The following is an 18,363-nucleotide window of genomic DNA, read 5'->3' as shown; positions in this document are numbered from 1 at the left end:
CATCGAGGTGTCTTTTCGTTCCAGGCGACACCTATGGTAAACTAATTCCTAACCCGGTTCGGCGATGAATGGTCTTTCCTGAGACAGAGAAGGAGGAAAACATGTCCGTTCGCAATGCCGCAAAAATTTTGACCAGCGTCATGACGGCCGCCAGCCTCTCGCTCGCTGTGCTGATGCCTGCCGGTCCCGCCTTCGCCGATGCCGGTTTCCGGCAATGGGTCGCCGGCTTCCGTGCCACCGCCGTCGCGGGCGGCGTATCCGGCGCTGTGTACGACCAGGCCTTCAGGGACATCAAGGAGCCTGATCCGGTGGTGCTGGAAAAGGCCCGCACGCAGCCCGAATTCACCGCGCCTGCCTGGGATTATTTCGACAACCGCGTCCACGATCAGTCGATCGCCGTCGGCCAGCAGATGGCGAAAAAATGGAAGCCGTGGCTGGACAGGATCGAGGCGCGATTCGGTGTCGATCGCTACATTCTGCTCGCCATCTGGTCGATGGAATCGAACTATGGCGAGATCCTGAAGCGCGACGACATCATGCGCAATGTCATCCGTTCGCTGGCGACCTTGGGTTATGGCGATCCGAAGCGCTCGAAATATGCCCGCACCCAGTTGGTCGCGGCCCTGAAGATCCTGCAGACCGGCGACATCGATGAAAGCCATCTGATGGGCTCCTGGGCCGGCGCCATGGGCCAGACCCAGTTCATCCCCACCAGCTACCAGCACTATGCCGTCGACATGGACGGCAACGGCAAGCGCGACATCTGGAATTCCATCCCCGATGCACTGGCAACATCGGCCAATCTGCTGAAAAAGAATGGCTGGCAGGCCGGCAAGACCTGGGGCTACGAGGTCACCATACCAGCCGGCAAACTGCCGGGAGGCTCGAAGACGCTGGCGCAGTGGCAGGCGCTTGGCGTCGTCAGGGCCAGCGGCAAGCCGTTCAAGACCCTCACCGACAAGGCGACGCTGAAAGTGCCGGATGGCCGTGGTGGGCCGGCCTTCCTGATGATCAGGAATTTCTCGGTCATCAAGGCCTACAACAATGCCGACAAATATGCCCTGGCCGTTGGCCTTCTCGCCGACGAGATCGCCGGCGGCAACGGCCTGGTCCAGGACTGGAAGCGTCCCTTCACCAAGCTCTCCTTCGAGGAAAGACAGGAGCTGCAGAAGCGTCTTTCGCAGCACGGGCTTTACGACGGCAAGTTCGACGGAAAGATCGGTGACGGCTCGAAAACAGCCATCATGGCCTATCAGGCAAAGGTCGGCTTGACCCAGGACGGCTATCCGAGCCTGGAAGTGCTCAAATGGCTCAGGCAAAAATAGAGCCGGCCACGGCGCCTTGTGCGTTTTTGGCGTACATAACCGGCGCCATGGCACTTTGAACTTGCGCCCGGCCGCAAAACCGGGTCCGTTCCGCGGGACCAGGCGCAAGGGGATGGAGGAGTGATTGGTCTCGGCCGCGCGTATCGCGATCCTTGTTCGTCGCACGCCGATGCTTTGTCTGGCGATCGTTCTGTTGGCGATTGCTGCCGCCGGTGCTTTCCATGCGCCAGCCATGGCGCAGGAGCAGCCGCAGCAGAATCGCGGCTGGTCGCTGCGCGACCTTCTGTTTCCGCGCCGCAGCGAGCGTATCGAGCCGCCGCTGGATGTCCAGAAGGCGACGCCCAAGGCCAAGAAGAAACCTCGCGCGCCGCGTCCGCCCGCGGAACCCGAAACCCCGATCGTCGAAAAGGCGCCGGACGCCCGCACCGTGCTCGTGGTCGGCGACTTCATGGCGGCAGGCCTTGCCGAAGGCCTGGACACCGCCTTTGCCGACAATCCTGGCGTCAGGATCGTCGCACGCAGCAATGGCTCGTCAGGGTTCGTGCGCGATGATTTCTACAACTGGCCCGAACAGATCAAATCGCTGATCGAGACCGAGAAACCCGCCGCCGTGGTCGTCATGCTGGGCTCCAACGACCGCCAGCAGATGAAGGTCGGCGATGTGCGCGAACAGCCCCGGTCCGAGAGCTGGACCAAGGAATATGAACGCCGCACCGACGCGCTCGGCAAGGCGATCGCCGCCGCCAAGGTGCCTTTCCTTTGGGTCGGCATGCCGGCCTTCCGGGTGCCGAAGATGACTTCCGACATGCTCGCCTTCAACGACATCTACCATCAGGCCGCCGAAAACAGTGGCGGCGAATTCGTCGATGTCTGGGACGGCTTCGTCGACGAGAACGGCGCCTTCGTCACCACCGGCCCCGACATGAACGGCCAGCCGGTGCGGCTGCGCGCCGATGACGGCATCAATGTCTCCAAGGCCGGCAAGCGCAAACTCGCCTTCTATACCGAAAAGCCGCTGGCCAAGATCCTGGGTCTGGCCGCACCCGGCAGCGTGGCTCCTGCGACAGCACCGGCGGGTGCGCCGGTCGAGGCACCGGCCTCGGCCGCCGCACCCATTGTGATCGACCGCACCGCGCCCATGCTGCTCAGCGACCCGGCACTCGACGGCGGCACCGAACTGCTCGGCGCCGCGCCCCCGGCAAAAGCCGATCCGGCTCTGCCTGGAGAAAGACTGGTGATCGAAGGTAGGGCGCCAGAAGCTTCGCCCGGACGCGCCGACGATTTCGCCTGGCCGCCCAAGGCCGAGCCGCCGGCGACGGCCGCTGCGACCGACACGACGACGGCGATCACCCCTTAGGGCAATTCCAGGAAAAGCGTGAAAAGGTTTTCCCGGGAGAAGCGGATAGCGCTTCCCCTTGGGAATTGCGTCAAAACAGAGAGTTAGAGCGGTTTGCCGTTTCCGTGAAACGGTGAGCTACTCTAACGGGGCAGTACCGTCGACCCCATCAGCGCCTCGTCGATCGAGCGCGCCGCCTGGCGGCCTTCGCGGATCGCCCAGACCACCAGCGACTGGCCACGGCGCACGTCACCCGCCGCATAGAGCCGGTCGACGCTGGTCCGGTAGTCGCGATCATTGGCCTCGACATTCCGGGAGCGGCGGCTGTCGGTGGTGATTTTCATTTCACCCTCGAGTTCCTTCGCCACGCCGGCGGCGGCCGGTCCGGCAAAGCCGATGGCGATGAAAGCAAGATCGGCCCGGATGACGAATTCGGTGCCGGCGATCGGCTTGCGCTTGTCGTCGACCTCGCAGCACTTGACGCCGGTCAGCTGGCCGTCTTCGCCGATGAATTCGAGCGTCGCCACCTGGAATTCGCGCTCGGCGCCCTCGGCCTGCGAGGATGAGGTGCGCATCTTGGTCGCCCAATAGGGCCAGACGGCAAGCTTGTCTTCCTTCTCGGGTGGCTGCGGACGGATGTCGAGCTGGGTGACGCGCACCGCACCCTGGCGGAAGGCGGTGCCGACGCAGTCCGACGCGGTATCGCCGCCGCCGACGACGACGACATGCTGGCCGCCGGCGATGATCGGATGTGACGGCCACGCCACCGACTGGATCGGCTCGCCGCCGACGCGGCGGTTCTGCTGTACCAGATAGGGCATGGCGTCGTGCACGCCGCCGAGATCGTCGCCTGGAATGTTGGCCGCGCGCGGCGTTTCCGAGCCGCCGCAATAGAGCACGGCATCATGCTCGGCGAGCAGTTCGGCGACCTTCTTGTCGACACCGACATTGACGCCGCAATGGAATGTCACGCCCTCGCCCTGCATCTGCTCGATGCGCCGGTCGATATAGTGCTTCTCGATCTTGAAGTCGGGAATGCCGTAGCGCATCAGCCCGCCCGGACGGCTCTCGCGCTCATAGACATGGACGTCATGGCCCGCGCGGCCAAGCTGCTGGGCTGCGGCCATTCCGGCCGGGCCGGAACCGATTATGGCGACCCGCTTGCCGGTCTTCTTCTCCGGCGGATAGGGCCGGATGTGGCCGGTCTCGTAAGCCTTGTCGGCGATCGCCTGCTCCACCGTCTTGATGGCGACCGGAATGTCCTCGAGGTTCAGCGTGCAGGCCTCCTCGCAGGGCGCGGGGCAGATGCGGCCAGTGAATTCCGGGAAATTGTTGGTCGAGTGCAGGTTGCGGATCGCGTTGTCCCAGTCCCGGTTGTAGACGAGGTCGTTCCAGTCCGGGATCTGGTTGTGGATCGGGCAGCCTGTCGGCCCGTGACAGAACGGAATGCCGCAATCCATGCAGCGCGCGGCCTGTTTCTCGACCTCCTTGTCCGACATCGGCAGCGTGAACTCGCGGAAATGCCGGATGCGGTCGGAGGCCGGCTGGTACTTGTGCACCTGCCGGTCGATTTCGAGAAAGCCTGTTACCTTGCCCATAGTCCAGTTCCTGCTGTCCAGAAGGTACGGTTTTCGCCGCACCCGTTAACCTCTTGAGGCAGCCATGGCAACCTTGCGCCAGAGGTCAAACTGTCGATGAAGGGGCCGGGAAGCCTGGGCTCCCCGGCAATTCTCTTAAGCCTACTCGGCCGCGACGCCCATGCGCATGCGTTCCATCTCGATCAGCGCGCGGCGGTATTCGACCGGCATGATCTTGCGGAATTTAGGCCGGAACGTCGTCCAGTCGTCGAGGATCTCGCGGCCGCGCACCGAACCCGTATAGTGGACGTGGTTCGAGATCAGCTGATAGAGCCTTTCCTCGTCATGGCTGGTCATGTCGCCCGACACGTCGACGCGGCCCTTGTGGTCGAGGTCGCCGCCATGGTGCAGCAGCTTTTCCATCAGATCGTCTTCTTCCGGAACCGGCTCCAGCTCGACCATCGCCATGTTGCAGCGCTCGGCGAAATCGCCGGCCTCATCCAGCACATAGGCGACGCCGCCCGACATGCCGGCGGCAAAGTTGCGCCCGGTTTTGCCGATGACGACGACGACACCGCCGGTCATGTATTCGCAGCCATGGTCGCCGACGCCTTCGACGACGGCGGCGACGCCCGAATTGCGAACCGCGAAACGCTCGCCGGCGACACCGGCGAAATAGGCTTCGCCCTCGGTCGCGCCATAGAGCACCGTATTGCCGACGATGATGGAGTCGGCCGCGACGATCCGGGCCTCTTCCGGCGGCCGGATGACGATGCGGCCGCCTGACAGGCCTTTGCCGACATAATCGTTGCCGGCGCCGACGAGCTCGAACGAGACGCCGCGCGCCAGGAAGGCACCGAAGGACTGGCCGGCGGTGCCGGTCAGCTTCACCGAGATGGTGTCCTCGCGCAGGCCCTTGTGCTTGAAGCGCTTGGCCACTTCGCCCGACAGCATGGCGCCCGTCGAACGGTCGACATTGCGGATGTCGACCTCGATCTTGACCGGCTGCTTGGCCTCCAGTGCGGGCTTGGCCAGTTCGATCAGCTTGCGGTCGAGCACGTCGTCGATCGGGTGCTTCTGCCGTTCGGTCCAGTGCACCGCCTCATGCGGCGCATCGGGCTTGTAGAACATCTTCGAGAAGTCGAGGCCCCGCGCTTTCCAATGCTGGATGACGTCACGCTTTTCCAGAAGGTCGCTGTCGCCGATGATCTGGTCGATATGGGTGAAGCCCATGTCGGCCAGCAGCGCCCTCACCTCTTCCGCCACATAGAAGAAGAAGTTGATGACATGCTCGGGCGTACCCTTGAAGCGCTTGCGCAGAACCGGATCCTGGGTGGCGACGCCAACCGGGCAGGTGTTGAGGTGGCACTTGCGCATCATGATGCAGCCGGCCGCGATCAAGGGCGCGGTCGAGAAGCCGAACTCGTCTGCGCCAAGCAACGCGCCGATGATGACATCGCGCCCGGTGCGCAAACCGCCATCGACCTGCAGCGCCACACGTGAGCGCAAGCCGTTCAGCACCAGCGTCTGGTGCGTCTCGGCGAGGCCCATTTCCCAGGGGCTGCCGGCATGCTTGAGCGAAGTCAGCGGCGAGGCGCCCGTGCCGCCGTCATAGCCCGAGATGGTGATGTGGTCGGCTCGCGCCTTGGCGACCCCGGCCGCGACCGTGCCGACACCGACTTCCGACACCAGCTTGACCGAGACGTCGGCCGCCGGATTGACGTTCTTCAGATCGTAGATCAGCTGCGCCAGATCCTCGATTGAATAGATGTCGTGGTGCGGCGGTGGCGAGATCAGGCCGACGCCCGGCGTCGAGTGCCGGACCTTGGCAATGGTCGCGTCGACCTTGTGGCCGGGCAATTGGCCGCCCTCGCCGGGCTTGGCGCCCTGCGCCACCTTGATCTGCATCACATCGGAGTTGACGAGATACTCGGCCGTCACACCGAACCGCCCTGAGGCGACCTGCTTGATCGCCGAGCGTTCCGGGTTCTTGCCGCCGCCGGGCAGCGGCAGGTAGCGGTCGGCCTCTTCGCCGCCCTCGCCGGTGTTCGACTTGCCGCCGATCTGGTTCATGGCGCGCGCCAGCGTGGTGTGCGCCTCACGCGAGATCGAGCCGAACGACATCGCCCCGGTCGAGAAGCGCTTGACGATGTCGGCTGCGGACATGACGTCGTCGAGCGCGACCTTCTTGCGCCCGGTCTCGTCCGCCAGCTTGATCTTGAACAGGCCGCGGATCGCCTGGGCGCGGGCCGTCTCGCTGTCGATCTGCGCCGAATAGTCCTTGAACGTCTCCCACGAGCCCTGGCGCACCGCATGCTGCAAGGTAGCGACCGCGTCGGGCGACCACATATGCGCCTCGCCGCGCATGCGGAACAGATATTCGCCGCCAACCTCCAGATTGTTGCGCAGCACCGGATCGTTGCCGAAACCGTCCGTGTGACGGCTGACGGTTTCGTCGGCGACCTCGTCCAGCCCGACGCCTTCGATCAGCGTCGCCGTGCCGGTGAAATACTTCTGCACGAAATCGGTCTTCAGCCCGATAGCGTCGAAGATCTGCGCGCCGCAATAGGACTGGTAGGTCGAGATGCCCATCTTGGACATCACCTTGAGGATGCCCTTGCCGATCGACTTGATGTAGCGCGACACGACTTCATAGGCGTCGACCTCTTCCGGCAGCTCGCCGCGCTTGTGCATGTCGAGCAGCGTGTCGAAGGCAAGGTAGGGGTTGATCGCTTCGGCGCCATAGCCGGCGAGGCAGCAGAAATGATGCACTTCGCGCGGCTCGCCGGATTCGACGACGAGGCCGACGGAGGTGCGCAGCCCCTTGCGGATCAGGTGATGATGCACAGCGGCCGTCGCCAGCAGCGCCGGAATGGCGATGCGATCCGGGCCGAGCTGACGGTCGGACAGGATGATGATGTTATAGCCGCCGGCGACCGCCGCTTCCGCGCGCTCGCACAAGCGGTCGATAGCGCCCTGCATGCCGGCAGCGCCTTCGTTCGAACCGTAGGTGATGTCGATCGTCTTGGTGTCGAAACGGTCCTCGGTGTGGCCGATCGAGCGGATCTTTTCGAGATCGCCATTGGTCAGGATCGGCTGGCGCACTTCGAGCCGCTTGCGGCGCGAATTGCCGACAAGGTCGAAAATGTTCGGCCGCGGCCCGATGAAGGACACCAGGCTCATCACCAGTTCCTCGCGGATCGGGTCGATCGGCGGATTGGTGACCTGGGCGAAGTTCTGCTTGAAATAGGTGTAGAGCAGCTTCGACTTGTCCGACATCGCCGAGATCGGCGTGTCGGTGCCCATCGAGCCCACCGCTTCCTGGCCGGTGGTCGCCATTGGCGACATCAACAGCTTGGTGTCTTCCTGGGTGTACCCGAACGCCTGCTGGCGATCGAGCAGGCTGACATCCTTGCGCAGCGCACGCGGTTCGACCGGCTTCAGATCCTCCAGGATGAGCTGCGTGTTGGCGAGCCAGGTTTTGTAGGGATGCTTGGTCGCGATCTCCGACTTGATCTCCTCGTCGGGGACGATGCGGCCCTTGGCGAGGTCGATCAGAAGCATCCGGCCGGGTTGCAGCCGCCACTTCTGGACGATCTTTTCTTCCGGCACCGGCAGCACGCCGGCCTCGGACGCCATGATGACGCGGTCGTCGTCGGTGACGATGTAGCGTGCCGGGCGCAGTCCGTTGCGGTCGAGCGTAGCGCCAATCTGGCGGCCGTCGGTGAAAGCCACCGCCGCCGGCCCGTCCCACGGCTCCATCAGCGCCGCATGGTATTCGTAGAAGGCCTTGCGATCCGCATCCATGAGCTTGTTGCCGGCCCAGGCTTCCGGGATCAGCATCATCATGGCATGGCTGAGGCTGTAGCCGCCCTGGAACAGGAATTCGAGCGCATTGTCGAAACATGCCGTGTCGGACTGGCCGTCATAGGAGATCGGCCAGAGCTTCGAGATGTTGTTGCCGAACAGTTCCGAATCGACAGAAGCCTGTCTGGCCGCCATCCAGTTGTTGTTGCCGCGCACGGTGTTGATCTCGCCATTGTGGGCGACCATGCGGTAGGGATGCGCCAGCTTCCACGACGGGAAGGTGTTGGTCGAGAAACGCTGATGCACGAGGATCAGCGCGGTCTCGAAACGCGGGTCCTTGAGATCCTTGTAGTAGGCGCCAACCTGATAGGCCAGGAACATGCCCTTGTAGACGATGGTGCGCGCCGACAGCGACACGCAATAGGCGCCGATGTCCTTGTTGTCGTTCTCGGAATAGATTCGGCCCGAGATGACCTTGCGCAGCAGATAGAGCCGGGCCTCGTATTCTTCGTCGTCGGGAATGTCGGCCGTGCGGCCGATGAAGACCTGGCGATGGAACGGCTCGGACGCGACGATGTCGGGCGCCTTCGACAGCGAGGAATTGTCGACGGGCACGTCGCGGAAGCCGATGAGCGGGAGCCCTTCGGACTGCGCCGATTCGGCGATGATGTCCTCGATATGGGCGCGCAGGGCCGCGTCCTGCGGCATGAACCAGTGTCCGACGCCGTACTGGCCCGCCGCCGGCAATTCGATGCCCTGGGCCGCCATTTCCTCGCGGAAGAACTGGTCGGGAAGCTGCACCAGCACGCCGGCGCCATCGCCGACCAGCGGGTCGGCGCCGACGGCGCCGCGATGCGTCAGGTTTTCGAGCACGGCAAGCCCGTCCTTGACGATCTGATGCGACTTCACGCCCTTCATGTTGACGATGAAGCCGACGCCGCAGGCGTCATGTTCGTTGCGCGGATCGTAGAGGCCCCGAGGGGCAAACCCGGTTCGGCCAATGTCGGTTCGACCAGTATCGGTTCGCGAAGTATTTTTGACGGCAGCCGCTTTCGTCTGCGCGGCCTGGCCGTTCGTCGCAGAGAGCGTCATGTCCGTCATTGTCTTGTCCTCCGTTCCAGCCCTTCAGGCGCTGGCCATGTCTTCGGTCGCTAATTTGCCTCGGCAAGCGCTTGGCTCACCCTGATCCTTGCGGCACGTCTTGCGAAATCCTTGCCGAACCAGGCGGCTTTCCGCATGGTTCGCATCTGGTATCGTACAGGCCAGCGTCTGGCCGTCCACCTGTCGCTCGCGGCAACAGCCGGAGAGGCCAATATGTTACGCCAATCCAGCCTGTTTTGTGCGACAAAATAAGACAGCACTACTGTCCTAAATTTTTATGGCAGAATTCCCCGACGCGCACAAGACCGATTCACAAAAAACTTGAGCTTTCCGCGACATAAAATTACGCGAAACTGAGAGAAAACGTAAGCTTCAGTCGTCGATCCCTACGCCTGTCGACTGGCTGGCTTTAACGGTTTTCCGGCGTCTGGCCCTTGCGGTTGGCCGCCTAAACCGGTCAACTCCTCGCCATTTCCCCAAGAACCCGATTTCCCCAAACCACAGGCAGATGCATGTTCTTCGCTTCCGACAACTGGGCAGGCGCCCATCCCAACATCGTTGCCGGCCTGTCGGCTGCGGCCGGCGGCTTTGCGACCGCCTATGGCGACAGCGCACTCGACCAGGCAGTCTACCAGCGCTTCGGCGAAATTTTCGAGCGCGAGGTCGCGGTGTTCTTCGTGGCGACCGGCACCGCCGCCAACTCGCTGTCTTTGACCACCTTCAACAAGCCCGGCGGCATTTCCTTCGCCCACCGCGAATCGCATGTCATCGAGGACGAGTGCGGCGCGCCGGAGTATTTTTCCGGCGGCGCGCGGTTGCATGCCATCGACGGCGCGCTCGGCAAGATCGACCCGCACAATCTGGAACGGACCATTGGCCGCTTCGCACCCGAAATCGTCCACTGGGGGCGGCCGATGGCGGTTTCGATCACCCAGTCGACCGAGGTTGGCACCATCTACGGCCTGAATGAGATCGAGGCGATTTCGGCCATCGCCAAAAGTCATTCCGTGCCGCTGCACATGGACGGTGCCCGCTTTGCCAATGCGCTGGTCGCGCTCGACACGACGCCGGCCGAAATGACCTGGAAACGCGGCGTCGACATCCTGTCCTTCGGCGGCACCAAAAATGGCTGCTGGTGCGCCGAGGCGATCGTTCTGTTCGACCTCGACCGCGCCAAGGAATTGGCTTTCCTGCGCAAACGCGCCGCGCAGCTGTTCTCCAAGTCGCGCTTCGTCGCGGCGCAGTTCGAAGCCTATTTCAAGGACGGCCAATGGCTCGACACCGCGCGCCACGCCAACGCCATGGCCGCACGCCTCGCGGCGGCGATCGAGGATTCGGCCCACGCCAAACTGGCCTGGCTGCCGCAGGCCAACGAGGTGTTCGCGGTAATCAAGAAGACCGAAGCCGACAGGCTGCAGGCGGCGGGCGCCGCTTTCTACGACTGGCACAAGCCGCATGGCTTCGACGGCCATATGGGCGAGGACGAACTGCTCTACCGCTTCGTCACCAGTTTTGCCACGACTTCGGAAGACGTCGACCGCTTCGGCCAGCTGATCGCCGGATAACAACCCGTCGCACGGACAACAAGAAAGCGGCGCCTTCCGGCGCCGCTTCCGTCTCGGGAGGAGACGCTTCTGTTCCTGGGCTGCGATTACGCAGCCGTCTTGGCCTCGATCTGCTTGGCCTTGGCCGGAGCCGAGGTGATCGCGATCTTGCGCGGCTTCAACTCCTCGGGAATGTTGCGCTTGAGGTCGACGAAGAGCAGGCCGTTCTTCAGCGCGGCGCCGACGACTTCAACGTGATCGGCAAGCTGGAAGCGGCGCTCGAAGGCCCTGGAGGCAATGCCGCGATAGAGCAGCTCCGAACCTTCGCCCGTGCCCTCGTCCTTGCGCTCACCCTTCACGGTCAGCACGTTGCGGTGGGCTTCGATCGAGATTTCCTCGTCCGAGAAACCAGCGACCGCCATCGAGATCCGGTAGGAATCCTCGCCGGTGCGCTCGATGTTGTAGGGCGGATAGGTCTGCGCGCCATCGGGCTGCGCAAGCGAATCGAGCATGGTGAAGAGACGGTCGAAGCCGACGGTCGAGCGATAGAGCGGGGAAAAATCAACGTGACGCATGAGGTGTTCTCCTGTTGAGCAACATGGTTTGCGTATGGCCGGTTCGAAACCCGTAAGCGGCGTTTCGGAAGGACCAGCGGCCCCGACATTGGCGACCGCAACACACATCTGGGGAGCGCCGGAATGCATTTCAAGTTTCGTCTGGCGGCAAAAGACGCAATGGCCTGCCAGTTGATGAACGGCAGATGAACCGGCGCTTCGGCGCCCGTTCAGACAGCCACCGCTAAAGTGCCTCTCAAGATCGGGATTGGCGGCGCCGGATTATGAGAGGTGCCGCAACGAGGCCGAACCGGGTGTTAACGTCCCTTCCTCCCGGATCGACAGGGGCCGGAAGCACGCCTTCGAGCGGCTTCCGGCCTTCCCCGTTGCAATCCCGGCGTAGCCCAGATTTGCTTTGCTTTTGATGCGTTGGCGTCTATCACCTTGACGGGGCCAGCCGCGACAGGCTGGCACGTGAAGACGCCGAGCACAAAGCGCCGAATGACGGACCTTTTCCACGACACGCCGCTTTTCCACGAAACCGAGGGCAATCCGCGACCGGAAAATGCCACCGGCGGTTTCTTCACCACGCGCGACGGCAAGAAGATCCGCTACGGCCTGTTCGGCGCCGTCGCGCGTCCGCTTCGGGGTACCGTGGTGCTGTTGTCGGGCCGCAACGAATGCATCGAGAAATATTTCGAAACCATCCGCGACCTTGCCGCGCGGGGCTTTGGCGTCGCCACGCTGGACTGGCGCGGTCAGGGCGATTCCGACCGGCTGATCCGCGATCGCCAGCGTGGCTATGTCAGGTCGTTTCGCGACTATACCGCCGACCTCGAGCAGTTCTTCGAGGAGATCGTGCTGCCCGACTGCCGCGGGCCGTATTACATTCTCGCCCATTCCGCCGGCGCCGTGATCGCGCTGCTGGCTTCGCCGTCCATGGTGAACCGGGTGCGCCGCATGGTGCTCATCGCACCCTTCCTGACCTTGCCGGATCTGCCGGTCTCGATATCTACGGTGCGCCGGGTCTGTTCGCTCTTCTGTTTCATGGGTCTGGGCAGGCTCTATGCCGCCATGGGCCCACGGCCGAAAGAGACGCTGCCTTTCGAAGCCAACAAGGTAACGTCGGACCCCGAGCGTTATTGGCGCAACACGCTGCTTTACGAAACCTACCCGCAACTGGCGCTTGGTGGGCCGACCATCCGCTGGCTGCGGGCTGCCGCCAAGGCATCGGAAGCCATCAGCGATCCTGATTTCATGGCAAGGATCCAGGTCCCCCTGTTAATCATCGCTGCCGGTGCCGACCGGGTCGTCTCGACCAAGGCAGTGGAAGCCTATGGCAGGCAGTTGCGTCTCGGCTCGCTGCTGATGATCGATGGCGCGCAGCACGAGATCCTGCAGGAAATCGACCTCTACCGCGAACAATTTCTGGCCGCCTTCGACGCCTTCATTCCCGGCTCCGACGATCCGACGGCCTGACAGCACCGCAGCCCCTTCACGAGCCGGCATAGTTGACACACCGTTGTCAGGATGACCGGGCTGCCATGCCCCGCGGCACTCAAACTGCTAAAGATTCTGACAGCCCGCGCCTGGCCGGAATGCTCATCTGCATGCGTCGAATTTGAACGCCATGGAGATGAGATCATGACCGAGAAAACCTGCGCCGCCTGCGATTGCCAACTCGACGCCAATCCGATCCGCGTCAAGGTCGGCGGCAAGGCCGTCGAGGTCTGCTGTGAGGAATGCGCCTTCGCGCTGAACGAAGCCGGCGCGTCGGCGGTCGCCGCGAGCGAGGACTGAGCCATGCGCCCGCATCATACAGCGGCACAACACCTCGCAGGCGAGGTCCCGACACCGGTCCGCGACGCAACCATCCTGCGGGCCTTGCACAGCCGATGCATTGCGGCGGCGAGATGGCTCACCCGCCAGATGGAGAACCGCCGAAGCCGGCTTGCTTTGCTCGAAATGACCGACGAACAGCTCAAGGACATCGGCCTGTCGCGCGGCCAGGCCTATTCGGAATTCAGGCGCCGCTGGTGAAGCGCCTGTCCAGAAGTCTCCTGACAGGATTGGGCCGGCTGCTTGCGTACACTGTCCATCGCAATGGCGGAATCGGTTTCCGGCATGAGGGATGAGCGCTGCGGTCATGTCGCAATTCACGGTAAGGCCGCTTCTGGACACCGGCACTGTCAGGGTGCGGGATGTCGTGTGCAGCGGCGAATGCCGGCACAGGAGCGAAGAGGAATGCACGGCGGCGACGCATCTTGTGTTTCCCTATCGCGGCGTCTTCGTGCGCCACGTGGGCCGCAATGATGCCGTCGCGGAAGCCAATCAGTTGCTGTTCCTCAATGAGGCCGAGCCCTACCAGGTCAGCCATCCCGTCGAGGGTGGCGATGCGTGCCTCGACCTCGTCATCGAGGAAGGCCAGTTGCGCGAACTGGCGCCGAAAGAGCAGTTGCGCTCCGGCGACCGCCTGGGGTTTCGCCGCCAACGTCGGCGCATCGATCCGCGCGCCCAGGCGCTGGTGGCACTTCTGCGCCACAGCCTGAGCCGCAATGTCGCCGAAACGCTGGAGGCCGAGACGCTGGCGCTGACGCTGGTGCGACGCTCGCTCGGCGACCGCACCTCGCATGTCGCGGGCGCCAGCCCCGGACGGCAGAAACTGGTCGACCGCGCCAAGCTCGTCTTGTCGTCGGACCTGTCGCGGCGCTGGACGCTGGCCGAGATCGCCGCCGAGGTCGGCGTTTCGCCGGTCTATCTGACGCAGGTCTTCCAGCAGGTCGAAGCCATGCCGCTCTATCGCTATCATCTGCGCCTGCGGCTGGCGCGCGCGCTCGACCTGCTTGGCCGCTACGACAATCTGACCACGCTGGGCCTGGATCTCGGCTTCTCCAGCCACAGCCATTTCAGTTCGGCGTTCAGGCAGGTCTACGGGCGAACGCCCGCGGAATTCCAACGCTCGATCCAGCCGCGCTAATGCATGTCGCCCAGAAGTGTGCAGCGGTTCTGGGAAAGCGACATGCATCAGAACAAACTTTTAAAGCGCGTCGCATGAATCCGCTTCAGCGCGACGCGCTTTAAGGCAACCGCTTCAAAGAAAAGCACCGAGATATCAGCCGCGCAGGGCCGCCATGGCCGCGGCATGAAGCTCCGGCGTTGCCGCCGCCAGCACGTCTCCGCCCTTTTCCGCCGGCCCGCCGTCGAAGGTGGTGACGACGCCGCCCGCCTTCTCGATGATCGGGATCAGCGCCACGATGTCGTAGGGCTTCAGGCCGGGATCGGCGACGACGTCGACGCTTCCCGAGGCGATCATGGCGAAGGCGTAGCAATCGGCGCCGTAGCGGGCGAGTTGCACCTGCTTCTCGAACGCGTCGTAGCGCATGCGCGCCTCGCCCTTGAACAGCGCCGGCGTCGTGGTGAACAGCGTCGCCTCGTCGAGCTTTGTCGTCTTGCGGGTCGAAAGTTTGCGCGGTCCGCCCGGCCCTTCATAGTGCGAGCCCGAGGCGTTGGCGTAGAACAGTTCGCCGGTGAAGGGCTGTGCCATCATGCCGGCGACCGCGTCGCCATCGACGGTCAGCCCGACCAGCGTCCCCCATACCGGCAGGCCGGAGATGAAGGCGCGCGTGCCGTCGATCGGGTCGATCACCCAGACATGCCGGCTGGCGATGTTCTCGCTGCCGTGCTCCTCGCCGAGAATGCCATGGTCGGGATACTCAGCCGATATCAGCGCCCGGATGGCGCGTTCCGCCTCGCGGTCGGCTTCCGTAACCGGGTCGAAGCTGCCCTTTTCCTTGTTGGCCACCGCACCTTGGGCGCGGAAGCGCGGCAAGGTTTCCGCCGCCGCCGCCCGCGCGATGCGACGCATGAAATCGATGCTGATGTCCAACTGATTCTCCCGCACTGCCGAGTGTCCAACCGGGCTCTGCCGACACTTTCCGGCCAAAACAAGCCTGTTTATCGATTTATTCGCCGCGACATCTGTTGCCCCAATGTCACATCGACGTCATCGAAACGCAATTTCCACATCACTCTGAATTAAAAAAGGCTGAAGATCGCTTGACATTTGTGCACCGCACAATAGGCTCGACCTCGGACAGGTTTTCCTGTCCATGCCCTCCTTGGGCGTTTCCTCCCTAGACTTCGACCGTATCGTGCAACCGATGCGGTCTTTTTTTACGCCCCGATTTCCGATGCATGTCGCCTAAAAATGCTTAGCGATTTTGGGCAACGACATGCATGAAAACAAAGGCCCGATTTCACTCTGCGGCCAGCGGCAGGTCGATGAAGTGATGGTCTGGCATCGCCATCAGATCCGCTGAAAATCGCGTCAGATCGTCGGCCAGCGCATCGAAGCCGGCGGCCTTTTCGAACGTCCGCTCGTTCATGTAGAGCCCGCGATTGACCTCGATCTGCAACGCATGCAGATGACGCGCCGGGCGGCCATAATGTTCGGTGATGAAGCCGCCGGCATAGGGCTTGTTGTGTGCGACGGTGTAGCCCATCGCACTCAGCAGGCCGATCGCGGTTTCGGTCAGGGCCGCGGTCGCCGAGATGCCGAAGCGGTCGCCGATGATGAAGTCCGGCCGCAGGCCGTTGTCGCCGACGCGGATGCTCGCCGGCATCGAATGGCAGTCGATCAGCACGGCAAAGCCGAAGCGCGCATGGGTTCTGGTCAAAAGCCGTTTCAGCGTTTCGTGATAGGGCTTGTAGACGGCCTCGATGCGGGCAACGGCCTCGGCCAGCGGCAAGCGGCCGGAATATATGTCGAGCCCCTCGCCCACCAGCTTCGGCACGGTGCCAAGTCCGCCCGCCACCCGCGCCGAGCGGATGTTGCAGAAGGACGGCACCGGCTCGGCGAACATGCGCGGGTCGAGTTCCCACGGCTCGCGGTTGACGTCGAGATAGGCGCGCGGGAAATTCGCCGCCAGCATCGGCGCGCCGAGCGCCACGGCGCCGCCGAACAGCTCGTCGACGTAGCAATCCTCCGAGCGGCGGATGGCGTTGCGATCGAGCCTTGCCATGGCAAGGAAACGCTCGGGATAGTAGCGGCCGCTATGCGGTGAGTTGAAGAGGAAGGGGACGCGCTGTTCGGCGCCCGATCGGATTTCGAAGGGTTGAACGACCGAAAAATCCTCGGCTGCCGTCTTCAATTTGCACGAACCCGAAAACACCGATGCATCATGATATGAAAGTGCCACCTTGCTGGCCGCATGTCCAGCATTTCGCCGCGCCGGCCGCCCTGTCGAATGCGGATAATGCTTCCGCGCGTTCACTTGATGTTTACCGTCACCTCCTCATATACAGGATGGTTAACGGGCCTGCCCGACGGCAGTCTCGGGCGGGTGATTCGGACGGGATATCATGGCACGCATTCTTCTGGCGGAAGACGACGACGATATGCGTCGGTTCCTCGTCAAGGCGCTGGAACGCGCCGGCTACCAGGTCAGCGATTTCGACAATGGCGCCAGCGCCTATGAGCGGCTGCGCGAGGAACCGTTCTCGCTGCTGTTGACCGACATCGTCATGCCGGAGATGGACGGCATCGAACTGGCACGGCGCGCCACCGAGATCGATCCCGACCTCAAGGTCATGTTCATCACCGGTTTCGCCGCCGTGGCGCTGAACCCGGATTCCAAGGCGCCGAAAGACGCCAAGGTGCTGTCGAAGCCCTTCCACCTGCGCGATCTCGTCAACGAGGTCGAGAAGATGCTGCAGGCGGCCTGAGCCGCCCTTCCGCTAAGGCATCGCCGCTGCGGCGAGACGACGCCTTTTTCCTTTTTTCCTGCTATTGACGCGCCGGACCAAAAATGGTGTATGCGCGGCTTCGGATGGGCGTGTAGCTCAGCGGGAGAGCACTGCATTGACATTGCAGGGGTCACAGGTTCAATCCCTGTCACGCCCACCATTCGAACCCTCTGAAAACATAAAGAAATTCGGTCTGTAGCTTTCTCGGAAGACTGCTCGAATTCGCTGCTGGTCACACTCTGGTCACAGCAAAGGATTCGTCATGGCCACAATTCGGAAGCACCGCGACAAGTACCAGGTGCAGATTCGCAGGAAGGGCGTTGCCCCCTTAACCAAGACATTCACTCTCCTTGCCGATGCGAAGGAATGGGCGAGGCATCAGGAGAGACTGGCAGACAGGGCAGAGCTTGGACCTGATAGGAAGGAACTGGAGAGAACGACCCTCGCCAAGCTTATCCAACGTTACCTTGATGAAATCGTACCCGCCAAGAAAGGGGCCGAAATCGAAAGGATTGTGCTTGAAGCCTTCCTACGGCATCGGATTTGCAAAAAGCGCCTCTCGGAGCTGACAACAGCCGACTTTGCGACCTATCGAGACGAACGGCTGAAAACGATCACCACCACAACCCTGAAGCGCCAGATCGCTCCTGTCAGCAACATGTTTGAAGTTGCAAGAATGGATTGGAACCTCCCTCTCCGCTGGAATCCGCTTACGGACCTTGCCTTGAAGGTCACCGACAACAAGAGGGAAAGGCGGCTAAGCGAAGGCGAATTCGAGAAGCTGCTGGAGGCAGGCAAGAAGACCCGAAACCCTCTGTTGATCCCAATCGTTCGGTTAGCGCTGGAAACGGCCATGAGACGGGGAGAGATACTTGCCCTGCGGTTCCGTGACGTGGACATTGAACGCTGCACGGCAACAATTCGAGACTCGAAGAACGGCCATTCAAGGACCCTTCCGCTTTCTTCGCTGGCCGTGGCCATCCTTCAAACAGACATTGCCGTGATGAGCGACAAGGACAAAGCGAGGAATGCACCTATCTTCCCGCTTACACCTATCGCGGTTCGTCTCGCATGGGACAAGCTGACAAAGCGGGCAAAGATAGACGATCTACATTTCCACGACCTTCGGCATGAGGCGATTTCCCGGTTTTTCGAGAAAGGTCTAACGGTGCCGGAGGTGGCGTCGATCAGCGGACATCGGGACATTCGCATGCTGATGCGATACGCTCATGCCGACGGAGGGAAGCTTGTACGAAAGCTGAATGGAGCAGCCCTTGTGAATTAGCAGACCGCACCCTCAAAAACATCCCAAATCCTGCTAGGCCCTTGGGGTCCTTCCTTGGGCCTTTTTCTCTCGCCATCGGCTAATTGCTG

Annotated in this window: 14 protein-coding genes and 1 tRNA gene; 10 read left to right on the top strand and 5 right to left on the bottom strand. The window is 62.7% G+C overall.

Annotated features, from left to right (window positions below; all coding sequences use genetic code 11):
* Positions 1-101 precede the first annotated feature (101 nt).
* A complete protein-coding gene (locus EB233_RS10020; RefSeq protein ID WP_064992132.1) occupies positions 102-1,325 on the top strand; it encodes a lytic murein transglycosylase in 1,224 nt (407 codons plus the stop codon).
* A 124-nt stretch (positions 1,326-1,449) separates the two neighbouring features.
* Positions 1,450-2,682 (top strand): SGNH/GDSL hydrolase family protein, encoded by a 1,233-nt coding sequence (locus tag EB233_RS10015; RefSeq protein WP_064992107.1) that lies wholly within the window; start codon positions 1,450-1,452, stop codon positions 2,680-2,682.
* A 122-nt stretch (positions 2,683-2,804) separates the two neighbouring features.
* On the opposite strand, the gene EB233_RS10010 is transcribed toward EB233_RS10015, so the two are convergent.
* Both EB233_RS10010 and gltB read right to left on the bottom strand, forming a co-directional pair.
* Entirely contained in the window at positions 2,805-4,259 is a 1,455-nt protein-coding gene (locus EB233_RS10010; protein WP_027056748.1) for a glutamate synthase subunit beta, read from the bottom strand.
* Between the two features lie 141 nt (positions 4,260-4,400).
* Positions 4,401-9,146 carry a glutamate synthase large subunit gene (gene gltB / locus EB233_RS10005; RefSeq protein ID WP_064992106.1) on the bottom strand — a complete coding sequence of 1,582 codons (4,746 nt, stop codon included), beginning with the start codon at positions 9,144-9,146 and terminating at the stop codon, positions 4,401-4,403.
* Between the two features lie 512 nt (positions 9,147-9,658).
* Between gltB and EB233_RS10000 the strand changes: the two genes are divergently transcribed.
* Positions 9,659-10,711, top strand: coding sequence for a threonine aldolase family protein (locus EB233_RS10000; protein ID WP_064992105.1), 1,053 nt, complete (start codon positions 9,659-9,661; stop codon positions 10,709-10,711).
* A gap of 86 nt (positions 10,712-10,797) precedes the next feature.
* On the opposite strand, the gene EB233_RS09995 is transcribed toward EB233_RS10000, so the two are convergent.
* Entirely contained in the window at positions 10,798-11,265 is a 468-nt protein-coding gene (locus EB233_RS09995) for an Hsp20 family protein (RefSeq protein WP_013893124.1), read from the bottom strand.
* A 480-nt stretch (positions 11,266-11,745) separates the two neighbouring features.
* Between EB233_RS09995 and EB233_RS09990 the strand changes: the two genes are divergently transcribed.
* The 4 genes from EB233_RS09990 to EB233_RS09975 all read left to right on the top strand — a co-directional run bounded on the left by EB233_RS09990 (position 11,746) and on the right by EB233_RS09975 (position 14,221).
* Complete coding sequence (locus EB233_RS09990; RefSeq protein ID WP_064992131.1) at positions 11,746-12,723, top strand: alpha/beta fold hydrolase; 978 nt, start codon at positions 11,746-11,748, stop codon at positions 12,721-12,723.
* Between the two features lie 165 nt (positions 12,724-12,888).
* Positions 12,889-13,044, top strand: a complete 156-nt coding sequence (locus EB233_RS09985) for a hypothetical protein (RefSeq protein ID WP_171892220.1) — start codon at positions 12,889-12,891, stop codon at positions 13,042-13,044.
* A gap of 3 nt (positions 13,045-13,047) precedes the next feature.
* On the top strand, positions 13,048-13,284 hold the full coding sequence (locus tag EB233_RS09980) for a DUF1127 domain-containing protein (protein ID WP_064992103.1): 237 nt from the start codon (positions 13,048-13,050) through the stop codon (positions 13,282-13,284).
* Between the two features lie 106 nt (positions 13,285-13,390).
* Positions 13,391-14,221, top strand: coding sequence for a helix-turn-helix domain-containing protein (locus EB233_RS09975; protein WP_064992130.1), 831 nt, complete (start codon positions 13,391-13,393; stop codon positions 14,219-14,221).
* Between the two features lie 135 nt (positions 14,222-14,356).
* Here EB233_RS09975 and hisN read toward each other — a convergent pair whose 3' ends face one another.
* The gene (gene hisN, locus EB233_RS09970) at positions 14,357-15,130 is read right to left on the bottom strand and encodes a histidinol-phosphatase (protein ID WP_064992102.1); all 774 of its coding nucleotides are present in this window, start codon (positions 15,128-15,130) and stop codon (positions 14,357-14,359) included.
* 370 nt (positions 15,131-15,500) lie between these two features.
* Positions 15,501-16,442 carry an N-formylglutamate amidohydrolase gene (locus tag EB233_RS09965; protein WP_027056741.1) on the bottom strand — a complete coding sequence of 314 codons (942 nt, stop codon included), beginning with the start codon at positions 16,440-16,442 and terminating at the stop codon, positions 15,501-15,503.
* A 163-nt stretch (positions 16,443-16,605) separates the two neighbouring features.
* Between EB233_RS09965 and cpdR the strand changes: the two genes are divergently transcribed.
* From cpdR to EB233_RS09950, 3 genes are all read left to right on the top strand, one after another.
* Positions 16,606-16,968 carry a cell cycle two-component system response regulator CpdR gene (gene cpdR, locus EB233_RS09960; protein WP_006199474.1) on the top strand — a complete coding sequence of 121 codons (363 nt, stop codon included), beginning with the start codon at positions 16,606-16,608 and terminating at the stop codon, positions 16,966-16,968.
* A 106-nt stretch (positions 16,969-17,074) separates the two neighbouring features.
* Positions 17,075-17,149: transfer RNA gene (locus EB233_RS09955), tRNA-Val, on the top strand.
* Between the two features lie 102 nt (positions 17,150-17,251).
* Positions 17,252-18,274, top strand: coding sequence for a site-specific integrase (locus EB233_RS09950; protein WP_064992101.1), 1,023 nt, complete (start codon positions 17,252-17,254; stop codon positions 18,272-18,274).
* The last annotated feature ends 89 nt before the right edge of the window (positions 18,275-18,363 follow it).

This window comes from Mesorhizobium erdmanii, assembly GCF_013170725.1.
Classification (GTDB): domain Bacteria; phylum Pseudomonadota; class Alphaproteobacteria; order Rhizobiales; family Rhizobiaceae; genus Mesorhizobium; species Mesorhizobium erdmanii.
The sequence above is the reverse complement of the archived record's forward strand: the minus strand, read 5'-3'. Positions and strand labels throughout refer to the sequence as shown.

What these genes read in the sequence shown, in the direction of transcription:
- EB233_RS09995 (WP_013893124.1), bottom strand. Translation starts at nt 11,265, where the DNA reads ATGCGTCACGTTGATTTTTCCCCGCTCTATCGCTCGACCGTCGGCTTC.
- EB233_RS10020 (WP_064992132.1), top strand. Translation starts at nt 102, where the DNA reads ATGTCCGTTCGCAATGCCGCAAAAATTTTGACCAGCGTCATGACGGCC.
- EB233_RS09985 (WP_171892220.1), top strand. Translation starts at nt 12,889, where the DNA reads ATGACCGAGAAAACCTGCGCCGCCTGCGATTGCCAACTCGACGCCAAT.
- EB233_RS09990 (WP_064992131.1), top strand. Translation starts at nt 11,746, where the DNA reads ATGACGGACCTTTTCCACGACACGCCGCTTTTCCACGAAACCGAGGGC.
- EB233_RS10000 (WP_064992105.1), top strand. Translation starts at nt 9,659, where the DNA reads ATGTTCTTCGCTTCCGACAACTGGGCAGGCGCCCATCCCAACATCGTT.
- cpdR (WP_006199474.1), top strand. Translation starts at nt 16,606, where the DNA reads ATGGCACGCATTCTTCTGGCGGAAGACGACGACGATATGCGTCGGTTC.
- EB233_RS09980 (WP_064992103.1), top strand. Translation starts at nt 13,048, where the DNA reads ATGCGCCCGCATCATACAGCGGCACAACACCTCGCAGGCGAGGTCCCG.
- gltB (WP_064992106.1), bottom strand. Translation starts at nt 9,146, where the DNA reads ATGACGGACATGACGCTCTCTGCGACGAACGGCCAGGCCGCGCAGACG.
- EB233_RS09975 (WP_064992130.1), top strand. Translation starts at nt 13,391, where the DNA reads ATGTCGCAATTCACGGTAAGGCCGCTTCTGGACACCGGCACTGTCAGG.
- EB233_RS09950 (WP_064992101.1), top strand. Translation starts at nt 17,252, where the DNA reads ATGGCCACAATTCGGAAGCACCGCGACAAGTACCAGGTGCAGATTCGC.
- EB233_RS10010 (WP_027056748.1), bottom strand. Translation starts at nt 4,259, where the DNA reads ATGGGCAAGGTAACAGGCTTTCTCGAAATCGACCGGCAGGTGCACAAG.